The sequence below is a fragment of the Mycobacterium sp. E2497 genome (genome assembly GCF_001668695.1).
GTDB lineage: Bacteria > Actinomycetota > Actinomycetes > Mycobacteriales > Mycobacteriaceae > Mycobacterium.
In genome coordinates this window covers 1-25,409 of record NZ_LZKD01000225.1, presented here as the reverse complement: position 1 = coordinate 25,409, position 25,409 = coordinate 1, and the positions used below count along the sequence as shown (strand labels likewise).

General features: G+C 69.3%; 24 protein-coding genes. 17 read left to right on the top strand and 7 right to left on the bottom strand.

Features of this window, described 5'->3' with window-relative positions; translation table 11 throughout:
- Nucleotides 1-21 precede the first annotated feature (21 nt).
- The gene (locus A5713_RS20505; protein ID WP_068098181.1) at nucleotides 22-1,965 is read left to right on the top strand and encodes a primosomal protein N'; all 1,944 of its coding nucleotides are present in this window, start codon (nucleotides 22-24) and stop codon (nucleotides 1,963-1,965) included.
- A gap of 127 nt (nucleotides 1,966-2,092) precedes the next feature.
- On the top strand, nucleotides 2,093-2,581 hold the full coding sequence (locus tag A5713_RS20500; protein WP_067928491.1) for a MarR family winged helix-turn-helix transcriptional regulator: 489 nt from the start codon (nucleotides 2,093-2,095) through the stop codon (nucleotides 2,579-2,581).
- 30 nt (nucleotides 2,582-2,611) lie between these two features.
- Here the strand turns inward: A5713_RS20500 and A5713_RS20495 are convergent, their stop codons facing one another.
- Complete coding sequence (locus A5713_RS20495) at nucleotides 2,612-3,424, bottom strand: class I SAM-dependent methyltransferase (protein WP_067928489.1); 813 nt, start codon at nucleotides 3,422-3,424, stop codon at nucleotides 2,612-2,614.
- A gap of 168 nt (nucleotides 3,425-3,592) precedes the next feature.
- Between A5713_RS20495 and fmt the strand changes: the two genes are divergently transcribed.
- The 4 genes from fmt to ribD all read left to right on the top strand — a co-directional run bounded on the left by fmt (nucleotide 3,593) and on the right by ribD (nucleotide 7,677).
- On the top strand, nucleotides 3,593-4,525 hold the full coding sequence (gene fmt / locus A5713_RS20490; protein WP_068098176.1) for a methionyl-tRNA formyltransferase: 933 nt from the start codon (nucleotides 3,593-3,595) through the stop codon (nucleotides 4,523-4,525).
- Entirely contained in the window at nucleotides 4,522-5,910 is a 1,389-nt protein-coding gene (locus A5713_RS20485) for an RsmB/NOP family class I SAM-dependent RNA methyltransferase (RefSeq protein ID WP_068098175.1), read from the top strand. The genes fmt and A5713_RS20485 overlap by 4 nt, the downstream gene beginning before the upstream one ends.
- Before the next feature lie 61 nt (nucleotides 5,911-5,971).
- Nucleotides 5,972-6,658 (top strand): ribulose-phosphate 3-epimerase, encoded by a 687-nt coding sequence (gene rpe, locus A5713_RS20480; RefSeq protein WP_082973069.1) that lies wholly within the window; start codon nucleotides 5,972-5,974, stop codon nucleotides 6,656-6,658.
- Nucleotides 6,655-7,677: a bifunctional diaminohydroxyphosphoribosylaminopyrimidine deaminase/5-amino-6-(5-phosphoribosylamino)uracil reductase RibD gene (gene ribD / locus A5713_RS20475; protein WP_068098173.1), complete on the top strand. Its 1,023-nt coding sequence runs from the start codon at nucleotides 6,655-6,657 to the stop codon at nucleotides 7,675-7,677. The genes rpe and ribD overlap by 4 nt, the downstream gene beginning before the upstream one ends.
- 6 nt (nucleotides 7,678-7,683) lie before the next feature.
- On the opposite strand, the gene A5713_RS20470 is transcribed toward ribD, so the two are convergent.
- On the bottom strand, nucleotides 7,684-9,246 hold the full coding sequence (locus tag A5713_RS20470) for an MFS transporter (protein ID WP_068098172.1): 1,563 nt from the start codon (nucleotides 9,244-9,246) through the stop codon (nucleotides 7,684-7,686).
- Complete coding sequence (locus A5713_RS20465) at nucleotides 9,243-9,950, bottom strand: LppX_LprAFG lipoprotein (protein ID WP_067928474.1); 708 nt, start codon at nucleotides 9,948-9,950, stop codon at nucleotides 9,243-9,245. Before A5713_RS20465 ends, A5713_RS20470 begins: the two co-directional genes overlap by 4 nt.
- 129 nt (nucleotides 9,951-10,079) lie before the next feature.
- Here A5713_RS20465 and A5713_RS20460 point away from each other — a divergent pair, with 129 nt between their 5' ends.
- Nucleotides 10,080-10,682, top strand: a complete 603-nt coding sequence (locus A5713_RS20460) for a riboflavin synthase (RefSeq protein WP_068098171.1) — start codon at nucleotides 10,080-10,082, stop codon at nucleotides 10,680-10,682.
- A gap of 31 nt (nucleotides 10,683-10,713) precedes the next feature.
- On the opposite strand, the gene A5713_RS20455 is transcribed toward A5713_RS20460, so the two are convergent.
- Entirely contained in the window at nucleotides 10,714-10,989 is a 276-nt protein-coding gene (locus A5713_RS20455; RefSeq protein ID WP_067928469.1) for a hypothetical protein, read from the bottom strand.
- A gap of 217 nt (nucleotides 10,990-11,206) precedes the next feature.
- Here A5713_RS20455 and A5713_RS20450 point away from each other — a divergent pair, with 217 nt between their 5' ends.
- The 3 genes from A5713_RS20450 to A5713_RS20440 are packed head-to-tail and all read left to right on the top strand — an operon-like array spanning nucleotide 11,207 to nucleotide 13,421.
- Nucleotides 11,207-12,484, top strand: coding sequence for a bifunctional 3,4-dihydroxy-2-butanone-4-phosphate synthase/GTP cyclohydrolase II (locus A5713_RS20450; protein ID WP_067928467.1), 1,278 nt, complete (start codon nucleotides 11,207-11,209; stop codon nucleotides 12,482-12,484).
- Nucleotides 12,481-12,963 carry a 6,7-dimethyl-8-ribityllumazine synthase gene (gene ribH / locus A5713_RS20445; RefSeq protein WP_067928465.1) on the top strand — a complete coding sequence of 161 codons (483 nt, stop codon included), beginning with the start codon at nucleotides 12,481-12,483 and terminating at the stop codon, nucleotides 12,961-12,963. Before A5713_RS20450 ends, ribH begins: the two co-directional genes overlap by 4 nt.
- A gap of 47 nt (nucleotides 12,964-13,010) precedes the next feature.
- On the top strand, nucleotides 13,011-13,421 hold the full coding sequence (locus tag A5713_RS20440; RefSeq protein ID WP_068098180.1) for a PH domain-containing protein: 411 nt from the start codon (nucleotides 13,011-13,013) through the stop codon (nucleotides 13,419-13,421).
- A gap of 56 nt (nucleotides 13,422-13,477) precedes the next feature.
- On the opposite strand, the gene A5713_RS20435 is transcribed toward A5713_RS20440, so the two are convergent.
- Nucleotides 13,478-13,816, bottom strand: a complete 339-nt coding sequence (locus A5713_RS20435) for a hemophore-related protein (protein WP_067928460.1) — start codon at nucleotides 13,814-13,816, stop codon at nucleotides 13,478-13,480.
- A 281-nt stretch (nucleotides 13,817-14,097) separates the two neighbouring features.
- Between A5713_RS20435 and uvrC the strand changes: the two genes are divergently transcribed.
- The 7 genes from uvrC (at nucleotide 14,098) to A5713_RS20400 (ending at nucleotide 23,264) form a co-directional block, all read left to right on the top strand.
- Nucleotides 14,098-16,068, top strand: coding sequence for an excinuclease ABC subunit UvrC (gene uvrC / locus A5713_RS20430; RefSeq protein ID WP_068098170.1), 1,971 nt, complete (start codon nucleotides 14,098-14,100; stop codon nucleotides 16,066-16,068).
- Entirely contained in the window at nucleotides 16,065-16,982 is a 918-nt protein-coding gene (rapZ, locus tag A5713_RS20425) for an RNase adapter RapZ (RefSeq protein WP_068098169.1), read from the top strand. Before uvrC ends, rapZ begins: the two co-directional genes overlap by 4 nt.
- 8 nt (nucleotides 16,983-16,990) lie before the next feature.
- Nucleotides 16,991-18,055, top strand: coding sequence for a uridine diphosphate-N-acetylglucosamine-binding protein YvcK (gene yvcK, locus A5713_RS20420; protein WP_102419858.1), 1,065 nt, complete (start codon nucleotides 16,991-16,993; stop codon nucleotides 18,053-18,055).
- On the top strand, nucleotides 18,052-19,029 hold the full coding sequence (gene whiA, locus A5713_RS20415; protein WP_156751964.1) for a DNA-binding protein WhiA: 978 nt from the start codon (nucleotides 18,052-18,054) through the stop codon (nucleotides 19,027-19,029). Before yvcK ends, whiA begins: the two co-directional genes overlap by 4 nt.
- Nucleotides 19,030-19,082: 53 nt before the next feature.
- On the top strand, nucleotides 19,083-20,471 hold the full coding sequence (locus A5713_RS20410; protein WP_067928583.1) for a wax ester/triacylglycerol synthase family O-acyltransferase: 1,389 nt from the start codon (nucleotides 19,083-19,085) through the stop codon (nucleotides 20,469-20,471).
- Between the two features lie 323 nt (nucleotides 20,472-20,794).
- A complete protein-coding gene (hsaA, locus tag A5713_RS20405; RefSeq protein ID WP_067928531.1) occupies nucleotides 20,795-21,979 on the top strand; it encodes a 3-hydroxy-9,10-secoandrosta-1,3,5(10)-triene-9,17-dione monooxygenase oxygenase subunit in 1,185 nt (394 codons plus the stop codon).
- Nucleotides 21,980-22,013: 34 nt separating this feature from the next.
- The gene (locus A5713_RS20400; RefSeq protein WP_068098167.1) at nucleotides 22,014-23,264 is read left to right on the top strand and encodes a cytochrome P450; all 1,251 of its coding nucleotides are present in this window, start codon (nucleotides 22,014-22,016) and stop codon (nucleotides 23,262-23,264) included.
- Nucleotides 23,265-23,273: 9 nt separating this feature from the next.
- On the opposite strand, the gene A5713_RS20395 is transcribed toward A5713_RS20400, so the two are convergent.
- Both A5713_RS20395 and A5713_RS20390 read right to left on the bottom strand, forming a co-directional pair.
- Nucleotides 23,274-24,419: a Rieske 2Fe-2S domain-containing protein gene (locus tag A5713_RS20395; protein ID WP_068098166.1), complete on the bottom strand. Its 1,146-nt coding sequence runs from the start codon at nucleotides 24,417-24,419 to the stop codon at nucleotides 23,274-23,276.
- A gap of 140 nt (nucleotides 24,420-24,559) precedes the next feature.
- Nucleotides 24,560-25,409 (bottom strand): HNH endonuclease signature motif containing protein (locus A5713_RS20390; protein WP_156751963.1); only part of this gene is annotated, 850 nt, incomplete at its 5' end.

Sequence of the window (25,409 nt, the reverse complement as noted above, 5' to 3'; positions counted from 1 at the left end):
CCCATCGCACGGGTGCTGCCGATGCTCTCGGTGCCGCACCTGGACCGCGAGTTCGACTACCTGGTGTCGGCCGAGCAGTCCGACGACGCCCAGCCGGGCGTGCGGGTGCGGGTGCGGTTTCACGGCCGGCTGGTCGACGCGTTCGTGCTCGAGCGCCGCAATGACACCGACCACCACGGCAAGCTCGGCTGGCTGGACCGTGTCGTGTCGCCCGAACCGGTACTGACCCCCGAGATCCGCCGATTGGTCGACGCGGTGGCGGCGCGCTACGCGGGCACCCGGCCGGACGTGCTGCGCCTGGCCGTGCCGGCCCGGCACGCGCGGGTGGAGCGGGAAGCGGCGACCGCACACCGGCTGCCGGTACCCGCGCCCGTCGACCCGGCGGCGTGGGAGTCCTACGGCCGGGGCGCGCAGTTCCTGGACGCCCTGGCGGAATCGCGGGCCGCGCGGGCCGTCTGGCAGGTGCTGCCGGGGGAGTCGTGGGCGGACCGATTCGCCGAGGCCGCCGCGCAGACCATCCGCGCCGGGCGTGCGGTGCTGGCGATCGTGCCCGACCAGCGCGATCTGGACACGCTGTGGCGGGCCGCGACCGCGCGGATCGACGAGAACGGCGTGGTGGCGCTGTCTGCCGGGCTGGGTCCGGCCGCGCGTTACCGGCGGTGGCTGGCGGCGCTGCGCGGTCAGGCCCGGCTGGTGATCGGCACGCGCAGCGCGGTTTTCGCGCCACTGAGCGACCTGGGCCTCGTCATGGTGTGGGCCGACGCCGACGACAGCCTCTCGGAGCCGCGGGCGCCGTACCCGCACGCGCGCGAGGTGGCGATGCTGCGCGCGCATCAGGCGCGGTGTGCGGCGCTGATCGGGGGCTATGCGCGTACCGCCGAGGCGCAGGCGCTGGTGCGCAGCGGGTGGGCGCACGACATCGTCGCGGCCCGGGCGGTGGTGCGCGCCCGCACGCCGCGGGTGGCCGCCCTCGACGACACGGGCTACGCGGATGAGCGCGACCCGGCCGCGCGTACGGCGCGCATCCCGTCCATCGCGCTGCGCGCCGCGCGCTCGTCGCTGCAGGCGGGGGCGCCGGTGCTGGTGCAGGTGCCGCGGCGCGGGTATGTCCCGTCGCTGGCCTGCGCGCGCTGCCGGGCCATCGCCCGGTGCCGGCACTGCACCGGGCCGCTGTCGTTGCAGGAGGGCGGCCCCGCACTGGTCTGCCGGTGGTGCGGGCGTATCGACCCGACGCGTCGCTGCGCGCGCTGCGGGTCCGACGCGGTGCGCGCCGTCGTCGTCGGGGCCCGCCGCACCGCCGAGGAACTCGGGCGCGCCTTCCCCGGCACCACCGTGGTCACCTCGTCGGGAGAGGGCGTCGTGCCGGAGGTCGCCGCCGCCCCGGCGCTGGTGGTGGCGACACCGGGGGCGGAACCCACCGCGGCGGGCGGCTACGGGGCCGCGCTGCTGCTCGATACCTGGGCGCTGCTGGGCCGGCAGGACCTGCGCGCCGCCGAGGACGCGCTGTGGCGCTGGATGAGCGCCGCGGCGCTGGTGCGTGCCCGCGGCGACGGCGGGGTGGTGCTCGCGGTCGCCGAATCGTCCATTCCCACAGTGCAATCGCTGATCCGCTGGGATCCGGTCGGTCACGCCGAGGCGGACCTGGCGGCTCGAACCGAAGTGGGTCTGCCCCCGAGCGTGCACATGGCGGCCCTGGACGGCGCCGCCGAGGCGGTCGCGGCGCTGCTCGAGGAGGCCGGGCTGCCCGAGGGGGCCGACGTGCTGGGGCCGGTCGATTTGCCGGCGGGCGTACGCCGCCCGCCGGGGACGCCGGCCGGCGTGCCGGTGACCAGGATGCTGGTGCGCGCCCGCCGCGACCAGGGGCTGGCGTTGGCCGCGGCGCTGCGCCGCGGTGTGAGCGTGCTGTCCGCCCGTCAGGCCCACGAGCCGGTCCGGGTGCAGATCGATCCCCTGCACATCGGGTGACCTCGCCAAATCCTGACCCAGGGGATAGTATGCGTCGGAAATAGTTCCTGACTACTTCATTAACGGTTGTTACACTTCCTGTTCTTTAGCCGCCGACAGGCCGGAGAGGATCCGGAGAAGGGCCGACATGGCAGCGGACAACGCGACGACGGCGGACGAGTCGCTGGACGTGATCACCGACGCTTTGCTGACGGCTTCCCGCTTGCTGGTTGCCATTTCGGCGCGCTCGATCGGGCAGGTGGACGAGACGATCACCATCTCGCAGTTCCGGACGCTGGTGATCCTGTCCAACCGGGGTCCGGTCAACCTGGCCACGCTGGCCGGTCTGCTGGGGGTGCAACCGTCCGCCACCGGACGGATGGTCGATCGCCTGGTTGCGGCCGGGCTGATCGACCGCCTCCCGCACCCGACTTCGCGGCGCGAGCTGTTGGCCGCGCTGACCAAGCGGGGGCGGGAGGTCGTCCGTCAGGTGACCGCGTACCGGCGGGCCGAAATCGCGACCATCGTGGAGCAGATGCCACCGGCGGAGCGCCACGGCCTGGTGCGTGCCCTGACCGCGTTCACCGCCGCCGGCGGTGAGCCGGACGTGCACCTCGACGCCGACATCGATCTTTAGCGGACCTCTAGCGGACTTTTTAGCGGACCTCTAGCGCTTCTCGGCGGTGACCAGCAGGTACTCCCAGCTCATCGCGCCGTTGTCGAGGTGTTGCTCCGCAAGCTCGACCAGTTGGGCGTCCAGCTCGGCGGCCAGCACCCGGTTGTGGCCGACGTTCGCGTAGGCCTCGATCGTCGGGCCGTAGTGGTTCTTGAAGTAGGTGTGCACCGCGTCGGCGCTGTCGAAGCGGTCGACTTCCAACATTCCCCGCACCGCGGTCATCCGGCCGACCCGCTCGCCGAGCAGTCCGGTGACGTAGCCCTCACGTCCCCACAGCGCGGCGGGCGGCACGGCCTGCGACAGGCTGGGCCGGTAGGGCCGGATGGTGGCGAGCATCCGGCCGAAAAACCCGTCCGGGGTCCAGCTGATCACGCCGATCGTCCCGCCCGGCCGGCAGACCCGGACCAGTTCGTCGGCGGCCCGCTGCTGGTCCGGCGCGAACTGCACCCCGATCGCGGAGATGACGACGTCGAACTCGCCGTCGCCGAAGGGCAGCGCGTGCGCGTTGGCTTCCCGGTAGTCGATCGTCAGGCCACGTGCCGCGGCCCGGGCCTGCGACCGCTGCAACAGTTCGGGGGTCAGGTCACTGGAAACGACGGCGGCGCCCGTCGCGGCGGCCGGCAGCGAGATGTTGCCCGAGCCGGCCGCGACGTCGAGCACCCGCACGCCCGGTCCGATGCCGGCGGCCCTGACCAGGACCGGGCCCAGCGGGGCCATCACTTCCTCGGCCATCAGGGCGTAGTCGCCGAGCGCCCATACCGCGCGGTGCGGGGCGGCGTCGCTGATCGTCGTGTCGAGAGTCATCGGACCTCCTGGAGATAAGGAAAGGGCTGCCCGGTCGACCTCGTTGTCGCTAGCGCGGCAGAGCGGCCACCCGGCGAGACGATGACCGCTAGCAATAGTATGCATTAGAAATAATAAACGTGCGCAAGTTACGGTCGGACGGAGTTGGCGTCTTCCTAGACTGGGCCGGTGCGTCTCGTCTTCGCCGGTACCCCCGAACCCGCGCTGCCCGCGCTGCGTCGCCTCGTCGACTCGCCCCGCCACGAGGTGATCGCCGTGCTGACGCGGCCCGACGCCGCCGTCGGCCGGCACGGCAAGCCGCAGCCGTCGCCGGTGGCGCGTGAAGCGCTCGACCGCGGCATCCCGGTGCTGCGGCCGGCGCGACCGAACTCGCAAGAATTCGTCGCTGAGCTCTCGGAGCTGGCACCGGACTGCTGCGCGGTCGTGGCCTACGGCGCGTTGCTGCGCGACGCCCTGCTCGCGGTGCCGCCGCACGGCTGGATCAACCTGCACTTCTCGCTGCTGCCCGCCTGGCGCGGGGCGGCGCCGGTGCAGGCCGCGATCGCGGCCGGGGACACCATCACCGGGGCGACGACGTTTCGGATCGAGCCCAGCCTGGACTCCGGGCCGATCTACGGTGTTGTCACCGAGACGATCCGGCCCACCGACACCGCCGGCGAATTGCTTGAGCGACTGGCCGTTTCGGGTGCGGCCCTGCTGTCGACCACGCTGGACGGGATCGCCGACCAGACGTTGACGCCCCGCCCGCAACCCGCCGACGGCGTCAGCGTCGCACCGAAGATCACCGTCGAGCAGGCCCGGGTGCGCTGGGACCTGCCGGCGCTGGTGGTGGAGCGGCGGATCCGCTCGGTCACGCCGAACCCGGGCGCCTGGACGCAGATCGGCGACCTGCGCCTCAAGCTCGGCCCGGTGCAGATCGACGCGGACGCCCCGGAAGCCTTGGCGCCCGGCGCTATTCACGTCGGTCGCAAGGACGTCTGGGTCGGGACGGGCTCGCAGGCCGTCCGGCTGAGCCAAATCCAGCCGCCCGGAAAGAAACTCATAAACGCCGTCGACTGGGCCCGGGGCGCGCGACTCGACGCCGCGGCGCGGGCGACGTGAGCCGGCCCAGGCCGCCGGACCGCGGCCGCGGCAAGCGGCGCCGACCGCTCGACCCCGCGCGGGCCGCGGCATTCGCCGTGCTGCGGGCGGTCAGCGAGCGCGACGCATACGCGAACCTGGCCCTGCCCGCCCTGCTGCGCGAACGCGGGATCACCGGCCGCGACGCCGCGTTCGCCACCGAGTTGACCTATGGCACGTGCCGCATCCGGGGCCTGCTGGACGCGGTCATCGGCGCCGCCGCGGGCCGCTCGCCGGACACGATCGACCCGGTGCTGCTCGACCTGCTGCGGCTCGGCACCTACCAGCTGTTGCGCACGCGGGTGGACACCTACGCCGCGGTGTCCACCACGGTCGAGCAGGCCGGAATCGAATTCGACTCGGCCCGAGCGGGTTTCGTCAACGGCGTGCTGCGTGCCATCGCCGCCCGAGACGAGAAGTCCTGGGTCGAAGAGCTGGCGCCCGACCGGTCGCGGGACCCGGTGGGGCACGCCGCCTTCGTCCACGCGCATCCACGCTGGGTCGCGCAGGCCTTCGCCGACGCGCTGGGGTCCGCCGCGGGCGAGCTCGACGCGGTGCTGGCCAGCGACGACGAACGGCCGCAGGTGCACCTGGCGGCCCGCCCCGGGGTGCTGACCGCCGCGGAGCTGGCCGATGCCGTCGGCGGCACCGTCGGCAGGTATTCGCCCTACGCGGTCTACCTGCCGGGCGGCGATCCCGGGCGGCTGGCGCCGGTGCGAGACGGCGCCGCGCTGGTCCAGGACGAGGGCAGCCAGCTGGTGGCCCGCGCGCTCACGCTGGCACCGGTCGAGGAAGACGCCGGGCGCTGGCTGGATCTGTGCGCCGGCCCGGGCGGCAAGACCGCGCTGCTGGCTGCGATCGGCGCCGGTGCGGGGGCCCGCGTCACGGCGGTGGAGCCGGCCCCGCGCCGCGCCGACCTGGTGGCCGAGAACACCCGGGGGCTTCCCGTCGAGGTGCTGCGGGTCGACGGCCGGCAGACCGGACTCGAGCCGACGTTCGACCGGGTGCTGGTCGACGCGCCCTGCACCGGCCTGGGGGCGTTGCGGCGCCGACCCGAGGCGCGGTGGCGTCGTCAGCCTTCCGACGTGCCGGTGCTTGCCAAGCTGCAGCGCGAGCTGCTGGGCGCCGCGATCGCGCTGACCCGGCCCGGCGGTGTGGTGCTGTACGCGACGTGTTCTCCGCACCTGGCCGAAACCGTCGGGGTGGTCGCCGACGCGTTGCGCCGGCACCCGGTGCGCGCGTTGGACACCCGGCCGCTGTTCGAGCCCGTCACCGGCTTGGGGGACGGGCCGTATGTCCAGTTGTGGCCGCATCGCCACGGCACCGACGCCATGTTCGCCGCCGCGCTGCGCCGCGAAGCGGGGTAGCGCGACGGCGACTTGACGGGCCGGGCCGCCGCCGCGCTGCGCCGCGGATAGTGTGGCGCACATGCCTGACAACACCGGTAGGCCGCTGATCGCGCCGTCCATCCTGTCCGCTGACTTCGCGCGGCTGGCCGACGAGGCGGCGGCGGTGCGTGGCGCCGACTGGTTGCACGTGGACGTGATGGACAACCATTTCGTGCCCAACCTGACCATCGGCCTGCCGGTGGTCGAGAGCCTACTGGCGGCCTCCTCCATCCCGATGGACTGCCATCTGATGATCGAGGACCCGGACCGTTGGGCGCCGCCCTACGCCGAGGCGGGCGCCTACAACGTCACCTTCCACGCCGAGGCCACCGACAACCCGGTCGGGGTGGCGCGCGACATTCGCGCCGCGGGCGCCAAGGCGGGCATCAGCGTCAAGCCGGGGACACCGCTGGAGCCGTATCTGGAAATCCTGCCGCAGTTCGACACCCTGCTCATCATGTCGGTCGAGCCGGGGTTCGGCGGCCAGAGCTTCATCCCCGAGGTGCTGAGCAAGGTCCGCGCCGTGCGCAAGCTGATCGAAGCGGGGGAGCTGACGATCCTGGTCGAGATCGACGGTGGCATCAACGACGACACCATCGAGCAGGCCGCCGAGGCCGGCGTCGACTGCTTCGTCGCCGGGTCGGCCGTGTACGGGGCCCAGGATCCGGAGGCCGCCGTCGCGGCGCTGCGCAGGCAGGCGGCCGCCGCGTCACCGCACCTGCGATGAATCAGGCCGTCGACGGCCTCGACGCGGCCATGCGGCTGGCGATCGAGCAGTCCGACCAGGTCAAGGGCACCACCTATCCGAACCCTCCGGTCGGCGCCGTCATCCTGGACGCGGACGGGGTGGTCGTCGGCGTCGGCGGGACCGAACCGGCCGGCGGCGACCACGCCGAGGTGCTGGCGTTGCGGCGGGCCGGCCGACTGGCGGTCGGCGGGACCGCGGTGGTCACGCTGGAGCCCTGCAATCATTACGGCAAGACCCCGCCGTGCGTGAACGCCCTGCTGGACGCGAAAGTGGGCGCGGTGGTTTACGGCGTCGCCGACCCGAACCCGACCGCCGCCGGCGGCGCGGCGAGGTTGACCGAGGCGGGCGTGCAGGTGACGGCCGGGGTGCTGGCCGACGAAGTGGCCGGTGGGCCGTTGCGGGAGTGGCTGCACAAGCAGCGGTCCGGGCTGCCGCACGTGACCTGGAAATACGCCAGCAGCGTCGATGGCCGCAGCGCGGCCGCCGACGGCACCAGCCAGTGGATTTCCAGCGAGGCCTCGCGGCTGGACCTGCATCGCCGCCGCGGGGCGGCCGACGCGATCGTGGTCGGCACCGGCACCGTGCTGGCCGACGATCCGGCGTTGACCGCCCGCTTGCCCGACGGCTCGCTGGCCGACCGGCAGCCGCTGCGCGTGGTGGTAGGCATGCGTGAAATACCTTCGGAGGCAAAGGTTCTCAACGACGATTCGCGGACCATGGTGATTCGCACGCACGATCCCATGGAGGTGATCAAGGCGCTGTCCGATCGCACCGACGTCCTGCTGGAGGGCGGTCCCACCCTCGCGGGCGCCTTCCTGCGGGCGGGGGCGGTCAATCGCATCCTGGTTTATGTCGCGCCGATGCTGCTGGGCGGTCCCGTCTCCGCGGTCGACGACGTCGGGGTGCCCACGATCGCGCGGGCGTTGCGCTGGCAGTTCGACGGGATCGACCGCGTCGGGCCGGATTTGCTGCTCAGCCTGGTGCCGCGCGCCGAGTAGGAGCCGTTAGCGCTGGTGTTCCCCGAGCGCGACGGTCTGCGGCTCGGGAATCTCCGGTTCCTCGGCGTGCTCCTTGCGGCCGCCGATCAGCAGGCCGAGCAGCGCTCCCAAGATGCAGATGACCACGGTGGCGCTGAAGATGTCGCCGTACATCATGGCGAACGCCTTGAGGTACATCGTGCCCTGGGCGGCGATCCGCTCCAGCAACGAGGCGTTGGGGGGTATCGCGGCCGTCAATCCGGCCACGATCTGGTTGAACCGGTACAGGCCCCACGCGCTCAGCGCGGCCACGCCGATCAACATGCCCGTCATCCGGGCCACCACCACCGCGGCCGAGGCGATGCCGTGCTGCGCCGCGGGAACCACCCGCAGCGCCGCGGAGGTCAGCGGCCCGATCACCAGGCCGAGGCCGACACCGGCCACCAGAAGGTCGGCGTGCAACACGGGGACGCTGAACACCCCGAAGATGTCGTGCTTCTGGCTCAGCACGTCTTGGCGCCAGTAGTGGATCAGCCAGTAGCCGTAGGCCGCGATCAGCAGCCCGATGAAGGTCATCACCCGGTCGCCCACCCGGGTGGCGATCCAGCCGCCGAGCACCGCCCCGATCGGCAGGGCGATCAGGAACCACAGCAGCAGCCCGGCGGCCTGCGTCTGGTCCATCTGCAGCACCCCCTGGCCGAACAGCTCGACGTCCACCAGGGTCACCATCAGCGCCGCCCCCGCGGCCAGCGACGCCCCCAGCGCGGCCAGGAACGGGCGGAAGTGCACTCCCGCCGGCTCGATCAGCCGGGTGCGCGAGAACCGTTCCCACAGCAGGAACAGCACGGCGACCACGACGGCCCCGATCACCAACGGCGCCCCGTAGCTCGGCAGGATCTGTTTGCCGTCGGGCTGGGGGTTGTACAAGCCGATCACGGCGAGGCCCAGGGCGACCGCGAGCAGCACGCCACCGACCAGGTCCACCCGCTCGGGCTCCTCCACCCGCTCGTGCGACGGCAGGCTGAACTGGATCATCACCATCGCGATCAGGGTCAGCGGGACGTTGATCCAGAAGACGTAGCGCCAATCGTGGAACAGGTACACGATGAAGATCCCATACAGCGGGCCCAGCACGCTGCCGAGCTCCTGCGCGGCGCCGATGCCGCCCAGCACGCCGGCGCGGTTGCGTTGCGCCCACAAGTCGGCGCCCAGGGCCAGCGTGACCGGCAAAAGCGCGCCGCTGGCCACACCCTGGATGGTGCGGCCGCCGATCAAAAGGTGGAAGTCGCCCCAGTGCCCGGCCAGTGCGGTCACCACCGAGCCCACCATGAACAGGGTCAGGCTGACCTGCAGCACCAGCTTGCGGCCGAACCGGTCGGAGGCCCGTCCCAGCAGCGGCATCGCCGCGATGTAGCCCAGCAGGTACATCGTGATGATCCAGGTGATGCGCTGCAGCTGGTTGATCGGGATGTGAACGTCGCTCATGATGTCGCGCATGATCGTCACGACGACGTAGGCGTCCAGGGCGCCCAACAGCACCGCCAGACTGCCGGCGCTGATCGCGACGCGGCGCCCGGTCTGCGAACTCATGAACTCACCGGGGGCTTGGTCACCTGCACCTGCTCGCCCCAGTTGGACAGCGTGACCTGGATGGAATTGCCCGAACTCTTCTGCATGTTGGCCTGAACCAGCTGGTGGTCACCCGTCTCCTGGATCCACACCGTGCTCGGCACCGGCTGCGTCGCGTTGAACTGCGGCATGATCTTGTTCACCGCGTCCGCCGACACGTTGCCGCTGACGCGAATGGTGCTCTGGCCGTTGATGGTTTCGCGGCCCTCGGCCTTGGCGTTGGTGAAGTTCGCCAGCGCGTTGGCCAGGCCGGTGTCCGGGTTGAGCAGCACCGACACGTCGTAGATGTCGGATGCCTTGCCGAAGTCGCTCCACTTGTTCGGCGTCAGCGTGGCGTACAGGGTGCCGTCGACGACCACGAAGTTGGCGTCGATGTCGGAGCCGCCGAGGGTGATCGTGGCGTTGCCCGACGCGGCGGTGGCCGGCGCCGTGGTGAGGTCACCGGTCAGCGTTTTGATCGGCAGCCCCTGGATCTTGCCCTGAATGCTGAGCACGAGGTGCACGCTCTTCACATTCTTGGTGGCGTCGGCCGACTGCTTGACCAGGGTCGTGGCGTCGGGCAGCGGGGCGCCGCTCTGCTTCGAGCCCGACGAACAGCCGGCGATCAAGGCGGTGGCGAGGGTCAGGGATGCGAGGACGGCCGATAGACGGCGGCGGGTCTGCATACCTTGCATCGTAGAGGGTGCCGGTGACCGGCTTGGGAGACGCGGGGCCGAGGTGTCGCGCCGGCGCCGAGCCTTCGGCCTGCTCACCAGCGCGGCGGCGGGTCTCCGGCGGCCGATTAACCTGATGACATGTTCACCGGAATTGTCGAGGAACTCGGAGAGGTGACGGCTCGCGACATGCTGGCCGACGCCGCGCGGCTGACCATCCGCGGACCCGTCGTCACCTCCGACGCCGGGCACGGCGACTCGATCGCCGTCAACGGCGTCTGCCTGACCGTCGCCGAGCTGCTGCCCGACGGGCAGTTCACCGCCGACGTGATGGCCGAGACCCTCAACCGCTCCAACCTGGGCGCGCTGCAGGTCGGCAGCCCGGTCAACCTGGAGCGCGCGGCGGCCGTCAACAGCCGCCTGGGCGGGCACATCGTGCAGGGGCACGTGGACGGGACCGGGCAGGTGGTGGCCCGGACGCCGTCCGAGCACTGGGAAGTGGTGCGGATCGAGATCCCCGCGGGTGTGGCCCGCTACGTCGTCGAGAAGGGGTCGATCACGGTCGACGGGATCTCGTTGACGGTCTCCGGGCTCGCCAGCGAACCGGGGGACTGGTTCGAGGTTTCGCTGATCCCCACCACCCGCGAGCTGACCACCTTGGGACGTGCCCCGGTCGGAACGCAGGTGAACCTCGAGGTCGACGTCATCGCCAAATACGTCGAACGGTTGCTCACCGCGCGCTAGCTGGTGCGCGTTGGGGGCCGTGCCGAACGCGTTAGCAGGGCTCGCCCGGCGGCGTCCAATACGGCTCGCCGGACGGGGTGTAGCACGGCGGCGGTGCGTCGGGCGGCGGGGCCGTCATCGCATCGGCCGGAAGAACCCAGTTACCCCAGCGCCCGGGATCGGTGCACCCGCCGACGCTCACATGCCGGCCGCCGACGTCGGCGCACGCGTCGGCCGTCGCCGGTTGCGGGGAGGCGATGCCCGCTGCGAGTCCGCCGGCGAACATCAAGGTCACGGCCGGTACCGCCAGTCTCACTGTGATTTTCATCCGCTCAGCGTAGATTGCTGGCACTCGATCGGGGGTCGTTTCGCCGCGCCGGTCCTCCGAACCGCCTATTGCTGCGGGGGCACCGGGAGCCGGGGGCGCCGGTGGCGCGTCGGTCAGCACGAAATGCAGCGGCAATAAGGCGGCCCGGGCGGTGGTTCATACTGAATGCAACACTTGGGCTCTTCCTGCGGACCCCTGAGACAGCAAGGTAGCGACGATGACGAGGTTGGACTCCGTCGAGAGGGCGGTTGCCGACATTGCGGCCGGTAAGGCCGTCGTCGTCATCGACGACGAGGACCGCGAGAACGAGGGCGACCTGATCTTCGCCGCCGAAAAGGCGACCCCGGAGCTGGTGGCGTTCATGGTTCGCTACACCTCGGGGTACCTGTGCGTGCCGCTGGACGGCGCGATCTGCGACCGGCTGGGCCTGCTGCCCATGTACGCGGTGAACCAGGACAAGCACGGAACCGCCTACACCGTCACCGTCGACGCGAGAAACGGTGTGGGTACCGGGATCTCGGCCTCCGATCGGGCCACCACCATGCGCCTGCTGGCCGATCCGGCCAGCGTCGCCAACGATTTCACCCGCCCCGGCCACGTGGTTCCGTTGCGCGCCAAGGACGGTGGCGTGCTGCGCCGCCCCGGCCACACAGAGGCCGCGGTCGACCTGGCGCGGATGGCGGGGCTGCAGCCGGCGGGCGCGATCTGCGAGATCGTCAGCCAAAAGGACGAAGGCGCGATGGCGCAGACCGACGAGCTGCGGGTCTTCGCCGACGAGCACGACCTCGCGCTGATCACCATCGCCGACCTGATCGAGTGGCGACGCAAGCACGAGAAGCACATCGAGCGGATCGCCGAGGCCCGCATACCCACCCGGCACGGCGAGTTTCGCGCGATCGGCTACGCCAGCATCTATGAGGATGTCGAACACGTTGCGCTGGTTCGCGGCGAGATCGCCGGGCCGAACGCCGACGGCGACGACGTGTTGGTCCGCGTGCACTCCGAGTGCCTGACCGGTGACGTGTTCGGTTCTCGCCGTTGCGATTGCGGCCCCCAACTGGACGCGGCGATGGCGATGGTGGCGCGGGAGGGGCGCGGCATCGTGCTGTATATGCGCGGCCACGAGGGCCGCGGCATCGGCCTGATGCACAAATTGCAGGCCTACCAGCTGCAGGACGCCGGCGAGGACACCGTCGACGCCAACCTCAAGCTCGGATTGCCCGCGGACGCACGGGATTACGGAATCGGTGCGCAGATACTGGTCGACCTCGGGGTTCGCTCGATGCGGCTGTTGACCAACAACCCGGCCAAGCGGGTGGGGCTGGACGGCTACGGCCTGCACATCATCGAGCGGGTGCCGCTGCCGGTGCGCGCCAACGCGGAGAACATCCGTTACCTGATGACCAAGCGCGACAAGATGGGCCACGACCTGGCGGGGTTGGACGACTTCCACGAATCCGTCCATCTGCCGGGCGAATTCGGCGGTGCTTTGTGAGTCCCGCCGCGGGTGTGCCGGAGTTTCCACCCCTGGACGCATCCGGCCTGCGGCTGGCCCTCGTCGCGAGTACCTGGCACACCGAGATCTGCGATGCCCTACTGGCCGGTGCGCGCAAGGTGGCGTCCGAGTCCGGTATCGACAACCCGACGGTGGTTCGGGTGATCGGTGCGATCGAGATTCCCGTGGTGGCCCAGGAACTGACCCGCAACCACGACGCCGTGGTCGCCCTCGGAGTGGTGATCCGTGGGCAGACACCGCATTTCGATTACGTCTGCGATGCGGTGACGCAGGGACTGACCCGGGTCTCGCTGGATTCGTCGACGCCGGTGGCCAATGGGGTGCTGACCACCGACACCGAGCAGCAGGCGCTGGACCGCGCCGGCCTTCCCGAATCGGCCGAGGACAAGGGCGCCCAGGCGACCGGCGCGGCGCTGCAAACCGCGCTGACGCTGCGCGACCTGCGCTCCCGGTCGTGACCGACCGACAGGACTGGGACGTCGAGTTGCGGCCCCATCGCACGCCGATGTTCGTTTACGCTGCGGCCGTCGTCATCGTGGCGGTGCACATCGCGATCGGCTTCCTGCTCAAGGTCGGCTCCACCGGCGTGGTGTTCCACACCAGCGACCAGGTGGCGATGGTGTTGCTCGGGGTGGTTCTCGCCGGCGTGATCCTGCTGTTCGCCCGGCCCCGGCTCCGGGTCGGGGCGGCCGGGATATCGGTGCGTAACCTGTTGGGCGACAAGCTCATCGAATGGCCGGATGTCGCCGGTGTCTCGTTTCCGGCGGGTAACCGCTGGGCGCGCATCGACCTGCCCGACGACGAGTACATCCCCGTGATGGCGATCCAGGCCGTCGACAAGGAGCGCGCGGTCAGCGCGATGGATACCGTGCGGTCATTGCTGGCGCGGTACCGGCCCGACCTGCACACCCACTGAAAAGGCTACTGAAAGGGCTATCCGCGCAGGCACGGATAGCCCTTCAGGTGGACGGGTCAGAAGTTCTTGCAGTCGGTCATCATCTGCTGGAAGATCGGCAAAGCCTGCTGCGCGCCCTGGTTGTGCTCGATGGCGTGGAGCAGGTTCACGCGCTGATCCGGCGACGACGCCAGGTACTGCTGCAGGAACTGCTGGTTCGGCGGCGACTGGTCGAGGTACTGAGCGGCCATCGGGTTTTCCGCGTGCACAGCCCGCATCGCCTGGTCATAACTGCACGTCGTGTTGATCATCGGGCCGTAATCGGGGGCAGCGGATGCGACCCCGGCGGCGGCGGTCGACGCCAATGCCAGACCGCCGACCCCCATCGCGAGTCTGGTCAACGAGCGCTTGAACATCTGTGGACTCCCTCCATTGATTACCACCCACTGTAACGTCCAGCTACACCCTTGGTAACCGGAACGGGAGCCCTCCAAACTGTCCTCACCAACGGTGAATTGCCGTAACCCCAGGTCGCCGCCGTTAATTTCGCCGATGGCTGACTACCGAGGCCGCCCTTCCATCGAACGCACGTTTGAAAATGCGTGCCGATCGCGGGTGGCCCGGCCGCGGCTCGGCGCGATCCAACCACCCGATCCCGACAACCCGCGGCCCTCGTCGCGGCTACTAGCCTGGATGGGTGCCAGATCCCGCCACGTATCGCCCCGCGCCCGGGTCCATCCCGGTCGAGCCGGGCGTGTACCGGTTCCGGGATACGCACGGTCGGGTCATCTACGTCGGCAAGGCCAAGAGCCTGCGCAGCCGGCTGACGTCCTACTTCGCCGACGTCGCCGGCCTGCACCCGCGTACCCGGCAGATGGTGACCACCGCCGCCAAGGTGGAGTGGACGGTGGTCAACACCGAAGTCGAGGCGCTGCAGCTCGAATACAACTGGATCAAGGAGTTCGACCCGCGCTTCAACGTTCGTTACCGCGACGACAAGACCTACCCGGTGCTGGCCGTGACGCTCAACGAAGAGTTTCCCCGGCTGATGGTCTATCGCGGTCCGCGCCGCAAAGGCGTCCGCTATTTCGGGCCCTACTCCCACGCGTGGGCGATCCGGGAAACGCTGGACCTGCTCACCCGGGTCTTTCCGGCCCGCACCTGTTCGGCCGGTGTGTTCAAGCGGCACAAGCAGATCGACCGTCCCTGCCTGCTCGGCTACATCGACAAGTGCTCGGCGCCCTGCGTGGGCCGGGTCAGTGCCGAGCAGCACCGCCAGATCGTCGACGACTTCTGCGACTTTTTGTCCGGCAAGACCGACCGTTACGCCCGCGAGCTGGAACAGCGGATGCACGCCGCCTCCGACGAACTCGACTTCGAGCGGGCCGCGCGCCTTCGCGACGACCTGGGCGCGCTCAAGCGCGCCATGGAGAAACAGGCCGTGGTGCTCGGCGACGGCACCGACGCCGACGTGGTCGCCTTCGCCGACGACGAGCTGGAGGCGGCGGTGCAGGTGTTCCATGTTCGCGGCGGCCGGGTCCGCGGTCAGCGCGGCTGGATCGTCGAAAAGTCGGCGGAAGCAGGCGATTCCGGCGAGGAACAGTTGGTCGAGCAGTTCCTGACGCAGTTCTACGGCGAGCAGGCCGAGCTGGGCTTCCCAACCGAGCAAGCCGCCGACGAGGCCGCCAACCCGGTGCCGCGCGAGGTGCTGGTGCCGTGCCTGCCGTCCAACTCCGAGGAACTGGCCAGCTGGCTGTCCGGCCTGCGCGGTTCGCGGGTCGCGCTGCGGGTGCCGCGCCGCGGGGACAAGCGGGCCTTGGCCGAAACCGTGCAACGCAACGCCAAAGAGGCGCTGCAGCAGCACAAGCTGAAGCGAGCCGGCGACTTCAACGCCAGATCGGCTGCGCTGCAGAACATTCAGGACGCCCTCGGGCTGGCCGATGCGCCGCTGCGCATCGAATGCGTGGACATCAGCCACGTGCAGGGCACCGACGTGGTGGGCTCGCTGGTCGTGTTCGAGGACGGCCTGCCGCGCAAGTCGGACTACCGCCACTTCGGCATCCGCGAAGCCGCCGGGCAGGGCCGCTCCGACGACGTCGCCTCGATCGCCGAGGTGACCCGGCGCCGGTTCGCGCGGCACCTGAGCGAACAGAACGACCCGAATATGCTTTCGGCCGAAGGGAAATCGCGCCGGTTCGCCTATCCGCCCAACCTCTACGTCGTCGACGGTGGCGCGCCGCAGGTCAACGCGGCCAGCGCCGTGCTCGAGGACCTGGGCATCACCGACGTCGCGGTGATCGGCCTGGCCAAGCGGCTGGAAGAGATATGGGTGCCGTCGGAGCCGGACCCCGTCATCATGCCCCGCAACAGTGAGGGGCTCTATCTGCTGCAACGGATTCGTGACGAGGCGCACCGGTTCGCCATCACCTACCATCGCAGCAAGCGATCCAAGCGAATGACCGCCTCGGCGCTCGATTCGGTGCCAGGATTGGGGGAGCATCGCCGCAAGGCGCTGGTAACCCACTTCGGATCGATAGCCCGCCTCAAGGAGGCCACCGTCGACCAGATCACGGCCGTTCCCGGCATCGGTGTGGCCACCGCCACCGCCGTTCTGGAGGCTTTGCGACCTGAAATGCTGCGGCCCGAGCGGCCCGGAGAAGGCGAATGACGGGTGAGCTGGCGGAGGGCCGCCCGACGGACGCCCGTCCAGACGGTGGGGCCGGGATCGACGTCGTCCTGGTGACCGGATTGTCGGGCGCCGGGCGGGGTACCGCGGCCAAGGTGCTCGAAGACCTCGGCTGGTACGTGGCCGACAACCTGCCGCCCCAGCTGATCACCCGGATGGTGGATTTCGGCATGGACGCCGGGTCGCGCATCACCCGGCTGGCGGTGGTGATGGACGTGCGGTCACGCGGCTTCACCGGCGACCTCGATGAGGTGCGCACCGAGTTGGCCACCCGCAACATCAGGCCCCGGGTGGTGTTCATGGAGGCATCCGACGACATGCTGGTGCGCCGCTACGAACAGAACCGCCGCAGCCATCCACTGCAGGGCGACCAAACCCTGGCCGAGGGCATCGCCGCCGAACGCCGGATGCTCGCGCCGGTGCGCGCCACCGCCGACCTGATCATCGACACGTCGACGCTGTCCGTGCGGGGCTTGCGGGAGAGCATCGAGCGCGCGTTCGGTGGCGACGTCAGCACGTCGATCAGCGTCACCGTCGAGTCGTTCGGCTTCAAGTACGGGCTGCCGATGGACGCAGACATGGTGATGGACGTGCGGTTCCTGCCCAACCCGCACTGGGTCGACGAGCTGCGACCGCTCACCGGACAGGACCCGGCCGTCAGCGAATACGTGCTGAGCCAGCCCGGCGCCGCGGACTTCCTCGACGCCTACCATCGGTTGCTGTCTTTGGTCGTCGACGGCTACCGCCGGGAGGGTAAGCGCTACATGACGGTCGCCATCGGCTGCACCGGCGGTAAGCATCGCAGCGTCGCGATCGCCGAGGCGCTGATGGGACTGCTCAAGGGCAACCCGCAACTGTCGGTGCGGGCGCTGCACCGGGATCTGGGTCGCGAATGAGCGCCCCGATGAATCAGGGCATCGTCGCGCTGGGCGGGGGACACGGCCTGTACGCGACGCTGTCGGCGGCGCGCCGGTTGACCCCCCATGTCACCGCCGTGGTGACCGTCGCCGACGACGGGGGTTCGTCCGGCCGGCTGCGCAGCGAACTGAACGTGGTGCCGCCGGGTGATCTGCGAATGGCGTTGGCGGCCTTGGCGTCCGACAGCCCGCACGGGCGATTGTGGGCGACCATCCTGCAGCACCGGTTCGGTGGCAACGGCGCGCTGGCCGGACATCCGATCGGCAACCTGATGCTCGCCGGGCTGTCCGAGGTGCTGGCCGATCCAGTGGCCGCGCTCGACGAGCTCGGCAGGATTCTCGGCGTCAAGGGCCGGGTGCTGCCGATGTGCCCGATCGCGCTGCAGATCGAGGCGGACGTGTCCGGCCTGGAGACCGATCCGCGGATGTTCCGGTTGATCCGCGGCCAGGTGGCGGTCGCCACCACGCCGGGCAAGGTGCGGCGGGTCCGGCTGCTGCCGTCCGACCCTCCGGCGACCCGGCAGGCCGTCGACGCCATCATGGCCGCCGACCTGGTGGTGCTGGGTCCCGGCTCGTGGTTCACCAGCGTGATCCCGCACGTGCTGGTACCCGGGCTGGCGGCGGCGCTGCGGGCCACCACCGCCCGTCGTGCCCTGGTGCTCAATCTCGTGGCCGAGCCGGGGGAGACTGCCGGCTTCTCCGTGGAGCGGCATCTGCACGTGTTGGCCCAGCATGCACCGGGTTTCACCGTGCACGACATCATCATCGATGCCGAGCGGGTTCCCGGGGAGCGGGAGCGGGAGCACCTGCGGCGCACGGCGACGCTGCTTTCGGCCGAGGTCCACTTCGTCGACGTGGCTCGACCTGGTACACCTTTACATGACCCAGGCAAGCTCGCGGCGGCCCTGGACGGGGTCCGGGCGGCCCGCAAGGGTCCGGCAGCGCCCCCGATCACGGCCACCGCGGATATTCGGGTCGACGGTGCAAGCCCACAGCCCGGGGGCAACGGACCGGCCGGCAGCGGACCAAGGGGTGACGACGCGTGGCGATGACGACCGAAGTCAAGGACGAGCTCAGCCGCCTGGTCGTGAAGTCGGTGAGCGCGCGTCGCGCGGAAGTGACGTCCCTGCTGAGGTTCGCCGGCGGGCTGCACATCGTCGGCGGCCGGGTGGTGGTGGAGGCCGAGGTGGACCTCGGAAACGTCGCCCGGCGGCTGCGCAAGGACATCTTCGAGCTCTATGGCTACAACGCGGTGGTGCATGTGTTGTCCGCCAGCGGGATTCGCAAGACCACCCGCTACGTGCTGCGGGTGGCCAACGACGGCGAGGCGCTGGCACGCCAGACCGGCCTGCTCGACAACCGCGGCCGCCCGGTGCGGGGCTTGCCGGCCCAGGTGGTGGGCGGCAGCATCACCGACGCCGAAGCCGCGTGGCGCGGAGCCTTCCTGGCGCACGGGTCGCTGACCGAGCCGGGGCGGTCGTCGGCGCTGGAGGTCAGCTGCCCCGGCCCCGAGGCCGCGCTGGCGTTGGTGGGCGCGGCGCGCCGGCTCGGGGTCAGCGCGAAGGCCCGCGAGGTGCGTGGCGCCGACCGGGTGGTGGTGCGCGACGGCGAGGCCATCGGCGCGCTGCTGACCCGGATGGGCGCGCAGGACACCCGGCTCATCTGGGAGGAGCGCCGGATGCGTCGCGAGGTGCGGGCGACGGCCAACCGGCTCGCCAACTTCGACGACGCCAACCTGCGCCGCTCGGCCAGGGCCGCCGTCGCGGCGGCCGCCCGGGTGGAACGCGCGCTGGAGATCCTCGGCGACACCGTGCCCGACCATTTGGCCTCGGCCGGCAAGCTACGCGTCGAGCACCGGCAGGCCTCGCTGGAGGAGCTGGGCCGGCTCGCCGACCCCCCGATGACGAAAGACGCTGTCGCCGGCCGCATTAGGCGGCTGCTGTCGATGGCCGATCGCAAGGCGAAAATCGAGGGCATCCCGGACACCGAATCGGCGGTGACTCCGGATTTGCTGGAAGACGCGTAATCGGTAGCGTCAATCGCTGTTCGCGACGGGTGGGTGGGGGCTACGGTCGGGTGATGAAGCGGCTTTCGAGCGTTGATGCGGCGTTTTGGTCGGCCGAGACCGCGGGCTGGCACATGCATGTGGGCGCACTGGCGATTTGCGACCCGAAGGATTCGCCGGAGTACAGCTTCCAGCGGCTCCGCGAGTTGATCGTCGAGCGGCTGCCCGAGCTGCCGCAGCTGCGGTGGCGGGTCACCGGTGCGCCGCTCGGGCTGGACCGGCCGTGGTTCGTCGAAGACGAGGAGTTGGACATCGACTTCCACATCCGGCACATCGCCGTGCCGGCGCCCGGCGGCCGCCGCGAGCTGGAGGAATTGGTGGGCCGGCTGATGTCCTACAAGCTGGACCGTGCCCGGCCGTTGTGGGAGATGTGGGTGATCGAGGGCGTGGAGGGCGGCCGGGTCGCGTCGCTGACCAAGATGCACCACGCCATCGTCGACGGCGTCTCCGGCGCCGGCCTGGGTGAGATCCTGTTGGACGTCACGCCGGAACCGCGCCCGCCACAACGGGAAACAGTCGGTTCGCTGGTGGGCTCACGGATTCCGGGCATCGAACGGCGGGCGGTGGGCGCGCTCATCAACGTCGGAGTCAAGACGCCCTTCCGCATCGCCAGGCTCGTGGAGCAAACCGTGCGCCAGCAGATCGCCGCGCTGGGCGTGAGCGGCCGGCCCCCACGGTATTTCGAAGCCCCCAAGACCCGGTTCAACGCGCCCGTGTCCCCGCACCGGCGGATCACCGGCTGCCGTGTCGAGCTGGCCCGGGCCAAGGCCGTCAAGGACGCCTACGGTGTCAAGCTGAACGACGTCGTGCTGGCGCTGGTGGCCGGCGCCGCCCGGGAGTACTTGCAGAAGCGTGGTGAGCTGCCCGCCAAACCGCTCATCGCCCAGATCCCCGTCTCGACCCGCACCGACGACGACAAGGATGACGTCGGCAACAAGGTGAGCTCGATGACCGTGTCGCTGGCCACCGACGTCGACGACCCCGCCGAGCGGCTGCGGGCCATCCACGAAAGTACCCAGAACGCCAAGCTGATGGCCAAGGCGTTGTCGGCGCACCAGATCATGGGCCTGACCGAGACCACGCCGCCGGGGTTGCTGCAGTTGGCCGCGCGGGCCTACACCGCCAGCGGGCTGTCGCGAAACCTGGCGCCTATCAACCTGGTTGTCTCGAATGTGCCGGGCCCGCCGTTCCCGTTGTACATGGCCGGCGCCAAGCTGGATTCGCTGGTGCCGCTCGGTCCGCCGGTCATGGACGTCGCCCTGAACATCACCTGCTTCTCCTACACCGACTACCTGGACTTCGGTTTCGTGACGACGCCTGAGGTGGCCAACGACATCGACGACATGGCGGACCGGATCGAGCCGGCGCTCACCGAGCTCGAGAAGGCGGCCACGCGGGAGTGAGCTAGCGGCGATCGCGAGCGCGGCGTAGCCGGGCGAAGTCGGGTCGCCGCCAGCGTTGGCGGCGATCGCGAGCGCGGCGTAGCCGGGCGAAGTCGGGTCGCCGCCGTCAGCGTTCTCTGCCAAGGTCTGCGCGCGCTCCTCATCCCTGCGCGCGGAACAGCTGTGGGACTTTATGCCCTATCCGCGACTCGGCGTGCGGCCATAATTAGAACAAGTTGCAGAACGGCTATTAATGCGCCTGTCCAGCGAAAACAACAAAATACTCGATCAACATCGCAACGTGCTCTAGTCCTCTGACTAAGTCCGCACGGGTGGAGGTAGCAGTGACGACCATTCAAGAAGTCGATGCCCAGTCCGTTCTGGCCGCCATCGACGACTTGCTGCCCAAGCTGCGGCAGCGGGCGCAGGAGACCGAGGAGCTGCGGCGGCTGCCGGACGCCACCGTCAGCGAACTGCAGGAAATCGGTTTCTTTCGTCTGCTGCAACCGGGGCAGTGGGGCGGGATGCAGTGTGATCCGACGGTGTTCTTCGAGGCTGTCCGGCGCCTGGCCAGTGCGTGCGGGTCGACCGGGTGGGTGGCGTCGATTCTGGGCGTGCACAACTGGCATGCGGCACAGTTCGACCAGCAGGCCCAGCACGACGTATGGGGCGAGGACGCCAACGTGCGCATCTCCTCCTCATATGCCCCCATGGGTGCGGGCCAGGTGGTCGACGGTGGTTATCTGGTCAATGGCTCGTGGAACTGGTCGTCGGGTTGCGACCATGCCACGTGGACCTTCGTCGGTGGCCCGGTGATCAAGGACGGCCAGCCGGTCGACTTCGGCAGCTTCCTGATCCCCAAAAGCGATTACCGCATCGACGACGTCTGGCATGTCGTCGGCCTGAAGGGCACCGGCAGCAACACCCTGGTCATCAGGGACGTGTTCGTGCCCCGGCACCGGTTCCTGTCCTACAAGGCGATGAACGACCACACCGCCGGCGGTTTGGTGACCAACACCGCCCCGGTCTACCAGATGCCATGGGGCACCATGCATCCCACCACGATTACTGCACCCATCGTCGGCATGGCATACGGCGCCTATGAATCCCATGTCGAGCATCAAGGCAAGCGGGTGCGCGCGGCGTTCGCGGGGGAGAAGTCCAAAGACGACCCCTTCGCCAAGGTCCGTATCGCCGAGGCGGCCAGCGATATCGACGCCGCGTGGCGGCAGCTGATGGGCAACGTCGGCGACGAGTACGCGTGTCTGGTGGCGGGCCGGGAGGTCCCGTTCGAGCTGCGGGCCCGGGCCCGTCGCGACCAGGTGCGCGCCACCGCCCGCGCGGTCGCCTCGATCGACCGGCTGTTCGACGCCTCGGGCGCCACCGCGTTGGCCAATAGCGCTCCGATTCAACGGTTTTGGCGTGATGCGCACGCCGGCCGGGTGCACGCCGCCAACGATCCCGAGCGGGCCTACCTGATCTTCGGCAACCACGAATTCGGGCTGCCACCCGCCGACACGATGGTCTAACTCAACGCTGGTCTGACTCGCAGAGGAGCCACCGATGACCTGCCCACATCTTCCCCCCGGATTCGACCCGACCGACCCGGACATCTACGCCGAGCGACTGCCCGTCGAGGAGCTCGCGGAACTCCGCCGCAACGCACCCATCTGGTGGTGTGACCAGCCCATCGGCAAGGGCGGCTTCAACGACGGCGGCTTCTGGGTGGTGACGAAACACAAGGACGTGAAAGAGGTCTCGCTGCGCAACGACGTCTTCTCCAGCTGGCTCAACGGCGCCATCCCGCGCTTCGCCGACGACATGAGCCGCGAGGACATCGACTTGCAGCGACTCGTCCTGCTCAACATGGACCCGCCGCACCACACTCGGCTGCGCAGGATCATCTCCCGCGGGTTCACGCCGCGCGCGATCGGCCGGCTGCGTGACGAGCTCAACGAGCGGGCCCAGGCCATCGCCAAGGCCGCTGCCGCCGGAGCCTCCGGGGATTTCGTCGAGCAGGTGGCGTGCGAACTGCCGCTGCAGGCCATCGCCGGGCTACTCGGCGTGCCGCAAGAGGACCGCGGCAAGCTCTTCCGTTGGTCCAACGAGATGACCGGCGCCCAGGACCCGGAGTACGCGCACGTCGATCCCAAGGTGTCCTCGGCGGAGGTGCTGGCCTACGCGATGAAGATGGCCGAGATCAAGAACGAAAATCCCGGCGACGACATCGTTTCCACGTTGCTGCAGGCGGATATCGACGGCGAGAAGCTCTCCGACGACGAGTTCGGGTTCTTCGTGATGATGCTGGCGGTCGCCGGCAACGAGACCACGCGCAATTCGATCACCCAGGGCATGATGGCCTTCTGCGACTTCCCCGACCAGTGGGAGCTGTACAAGAAGGAACGCCCGGAGACCGCGGCGGACGAGATCGTCCGGTGGGCCACCCCGGTGACCGCATTCCAGCGGACCGCCAAAGAGGACACCGAACTGTCGGGCGTGCCGATCAAGAAGGGCCAGCGGGTGTTGATGTTCTACCGCTCGGCCAACTTCGACGAGGACGTCTTCACCGATCCGTTCCGATTCGACATCCTACGTAACCCCAACCCGCACGTCGGTTTTGGCGGCACCGGCGAGCACTACTGCATTGGCGCCAACCTGGCCAAGTTGACGATCAACCTCATGTTCAACGCCATCGCCGACCACATGCCCGACCTCACGCCCATCGCAAAACCGCAGCGGATCCGGTCGGGGTGGCTCAACGGCATCAAGCACTGGCAGGTCGACTACACCGGCGGGTGCCCCGTCGCGCACTGAATGGCGCGACTATTGGGGCTGTGCAACCTTGGGCCGCAGGTTCTCTTCCACCTCGGTGTGCCAATACTTGTTCGCGGCGGTGGTGTCGACCTCGTACTCGAAGCGGTCGGTCATCTCCTGCGTGACGTCGGCGGCGTCGACATAGAACTGCTGATACCAGCGGCGCAGCTGATAGACCGGGCCGTCCTCTTCGACCAGCAACGGGTTTTCGATCCGGGTCTTGCGCTTCCAGATCTCGACGTCCTGCAGGAAGCCCATGCTGACGCCTTCGGTGAATGCCTTGGACAGCTTCTCGGTGGCGGCGTCGTCCATGCCCTCGGGCTTTTTCACGATAATGCCCCACTGCAGCATGAAGGAGTTCTGCGTGACGGGGTAGTGGCAGTTGACGAGGATCGATTCCACCTTGTAGCCGCCGTAGCTGTTGTGCAGCCAGTTGATCATGAACGACGGGCCGAAGTAGGAGGCCTCGGAATCCAGTGTCTGTTCGCCGGTGTAGTGCGAACCGCCGAGCAGCACATCGGGCCGGCCCACGGTGCGCAGGTATTGCGAAGCGATATGGCCTTCGAAGACGTTTTTGAAGTACGTCGGGAAGCCGTAGTGGATGTAGAAGAAGTGCGCCATGTCGACGATGTTGTCCACGATCTCGCGGCAGTTCGAACCCTCGATGAGCTCACTGCGCCAACGCCATTCGGTCCACTCGTCACTGGCGGCCTCGGGAATGTCGGGAATCTGCAATTCCCGTGACGGCGGGTTGCCCTCCTGGTCGTGCCAGACGAACAACAGACCGTTGTGCACCTCGGTGGGCCAGGAGCGCGTGCGCGCCATTCGCGGAGTGCGCTTGGCATACGGCACCTCTTTGCACCTGCCGTCGCCGCCCCACCGCCAGTCGTGAAACGGGCACGCGACGGTATCGCCCTTGACCACTCCCTGCGACAAGTCCCCGCCCATGTGCCGGCAGTAGGCGTCGAGAACGTGCAGATTGTGTTCGGTGTCGGCGAAGACGACGAGCTTGGTGCCGAAGATGTTGACCGCGTGGGGCTTGCCGTCCAGGAAGTCCTTGACCACGCCTAGGCAGTGCCAGCCGCGAGCAAACCGGGTCGGCAACGTTCCGACGTCAATCTCCCGGACGCCGACGCCAGCGGTATCGATACTCACTCCACGCCTCCAGTAGCTCATCGGCCGAACTAGAACACGTTATAGTTTCCGCCCATCAGCGCGGCGTGGATGCAGGCTAAAGCCCCTAGATGTGTGACTTATTGCCCTAGTGGTGAAGCCTTGCTAGGTCAATCGCTGTGTCATCCGGGTTCGTCGTCGTCGCCGTCTTCGAGGAGTCGTTCGGGGTGGTGGTAGCTGTTGGTGCGGGGTTGTCCGCGATCGAGGTGGGGTGGGGGGAGCCATTCGGTTTGGCCGCGGGCGTTGGTGCGGGTGGTCCAGCCTTGTTCGGCGAGTCGGTTGTCGGGGCCGCAGGCCAGGGTGAGGTCGTCGATGTCGGTGCGGCGGGTGGCTTGCCAGCCGCGGACGTGGTGGACCTGGCTGTGGTAGGCCGGCGCGTCGCAGCCGGGTTTCGTACACCCACGGTCCTTGGCGTACAACATGATTCGCTGGGCGGGCGAGGCCAGGCGTTTGGTGTGCCACAGCGCTAGTGATCGGCTCTTGTCGAAGATCGCCAGGTAATGGTGGGCGTGGCCGGCCCAGCGGATCACGTCGGACATGGGCACCAGGGTGCCGCCGGCGGTCAACGCTTTACCGGCGGCGGCCTCCAAGTCGGTCAAGGTGGTGATGACCACGATCGACACCGGCAGCCCGTTGTGGGAGCCCAGTTTTTCGGAGGCGAGCAGGCCGCGCAGTGCGGCCAGGAAGGCGTCGTGATTGCGTTGAGCGGTGCTGCGGGTGTCGCGGCGCACCGCGTCTTCGTCCGGGGCGTCGTCGACCACCGGGATTTCATCCTCGGGGTTGCACACTCCGGGTGCGGCGAGTTTGGCCAGCATCGCTTCGATCGCGGCCCGCAGCTCCGGGGTGATCAGCCCGCTCAGCCGTGACATGCCGTCGCATTCCTGCTTGCCCAACGTGATGCCGCGTTTGCGGGCCCGCTCGGCGTCGCTGTAGTCCCCGTCGGGGTGTAGCCAATCCAGGATCCGCTGGGCG

What these genes read in the sequence shown, in the direction of transcription:
- A5713_RS20465 (WP_067928474.1), bottom strand. Translation starts at nt 9,950, where the DNA reads ATGCAGACCCGCCGCCGTCTATCGGCCGTCCTCGCATCCCTGACCCTC.
- A5713_RS20500 (WP_067928491.1), top strand. Translation starts at nt 2,093, where the DNA reads ATGGCAGCGGACAACGCGACGACGGCGGACGAGTCGCTGGACGTGATC.
- A5713_RS20450 (WP_067928467.1), top strand. Translation starts at nt 11,207, where the DNA reads ATGACGAGGTTGGACTCCGTCGAGAGGGCGGTTGCCGACATTGCGGCC.
- A5713_RS20455 (WP_067928469.1), bottom strand. Translation starts at nt 10,989, where the DNA reads ATGAAAATCACAGTGAGACTGGCGGTACCGGCCGTGACCTTGATGTTC.
- A5713_RS20410 (WP_067928583.1), top strand. Translation starts at nt 19,083, where the DNA reads ATGAAGCGGCTTTCGAGCGTTGATGCGGCGTTTTGGTCGGCCGAGACC.
- yvcK (WP_102419858.1), top strand. Translation starts at nt 16,991, where the DNA reads ATGAATCAGGGCATCGTCGCGCTGGGCGGGGGACACGGCCTGTACGCG.
- A5713_RS20460 (WP_068098171.1), top strand. Translation starts at nt 10,080, where the DNA reads ATGTTCACCGGAATTGTCGAGGAACTCGGAGAGGTGACGGCTCGCGAC.
- rapZ (WP_068098169.1), top strand. Translation starts at nt 16,065, where the DNA reads ATGACGGGTGAGCTGGCGGAGGGCCGCCCGACGGACGCCCGTCCAGAC.
- A5713_RS20470 (WP_068098172.1), bottom strand. Translation starts at nt 9,246, where the DNA reads ATGAGTTCGCAGACCGGGCGCCGCGTCGCGATCAGCGCCGGCAGTCTG.
- A5713_RS20505 (WP_068098181.1), top strand. Translation starts at nt 22, where the DNA reads ATGCTCTCGGTGCCGCACCTGGACCGCGAGTTCGACTACCTGGTGTCG.
- rpe (WP_082973069.1), top strand. Translation starts at nt 5,972, where the DNA reads ATGCCTGACAACACCGGTAGGCCGCTGATCGCGCCGTCCATCCTGTCC.
- whiA (WP_156751964.1), top strand. Translation starts at nt 18,052, where the DNA reads ATGACGACCGAAGTCAAGGACGAGCTCAGCCGCCTGGTCGTGAAGTCG.
- A5713_RS20435 (WP_067928460.1), bottom strand. Translation starts at nt 13,816, where the DNA reads ATGTTCAAGCGCTCGTTGACCAGACTCGCGATGGGGGTCGGCGGTCTG.
- A5713_RS20400 (WP_068098167.1), top strand. Translation starts at nt 22,014, where the DNA reads ATGACCTGCCCACATCTTCCCCCCGGATTCGACCCGACCGACCCGGAC.
- ribD (WP_068098173.1), top strand. Translation starts at nt 6,655, where the DNA reads ATGAATCAGGCCGTCGACGGCCTCGACGCGGCCATGCGGCTGGCGATC.
- A5713_RS20440 (WP_068098180.1), top strand. Translation starts at nt 13,011, where the DNA reads ATGTTCGTTTACGCTGCGGCCGTCGTCATCGTGGCGGTGCACATCGCG.
- A5713_RS20495 (WP_067928489.1), bottom strand. Translation starts at nt 3,424, where the DNA reads ATGACTCTCGACACGACGATCAGCGACGCCGCCCCGCACCGCGCGGTA.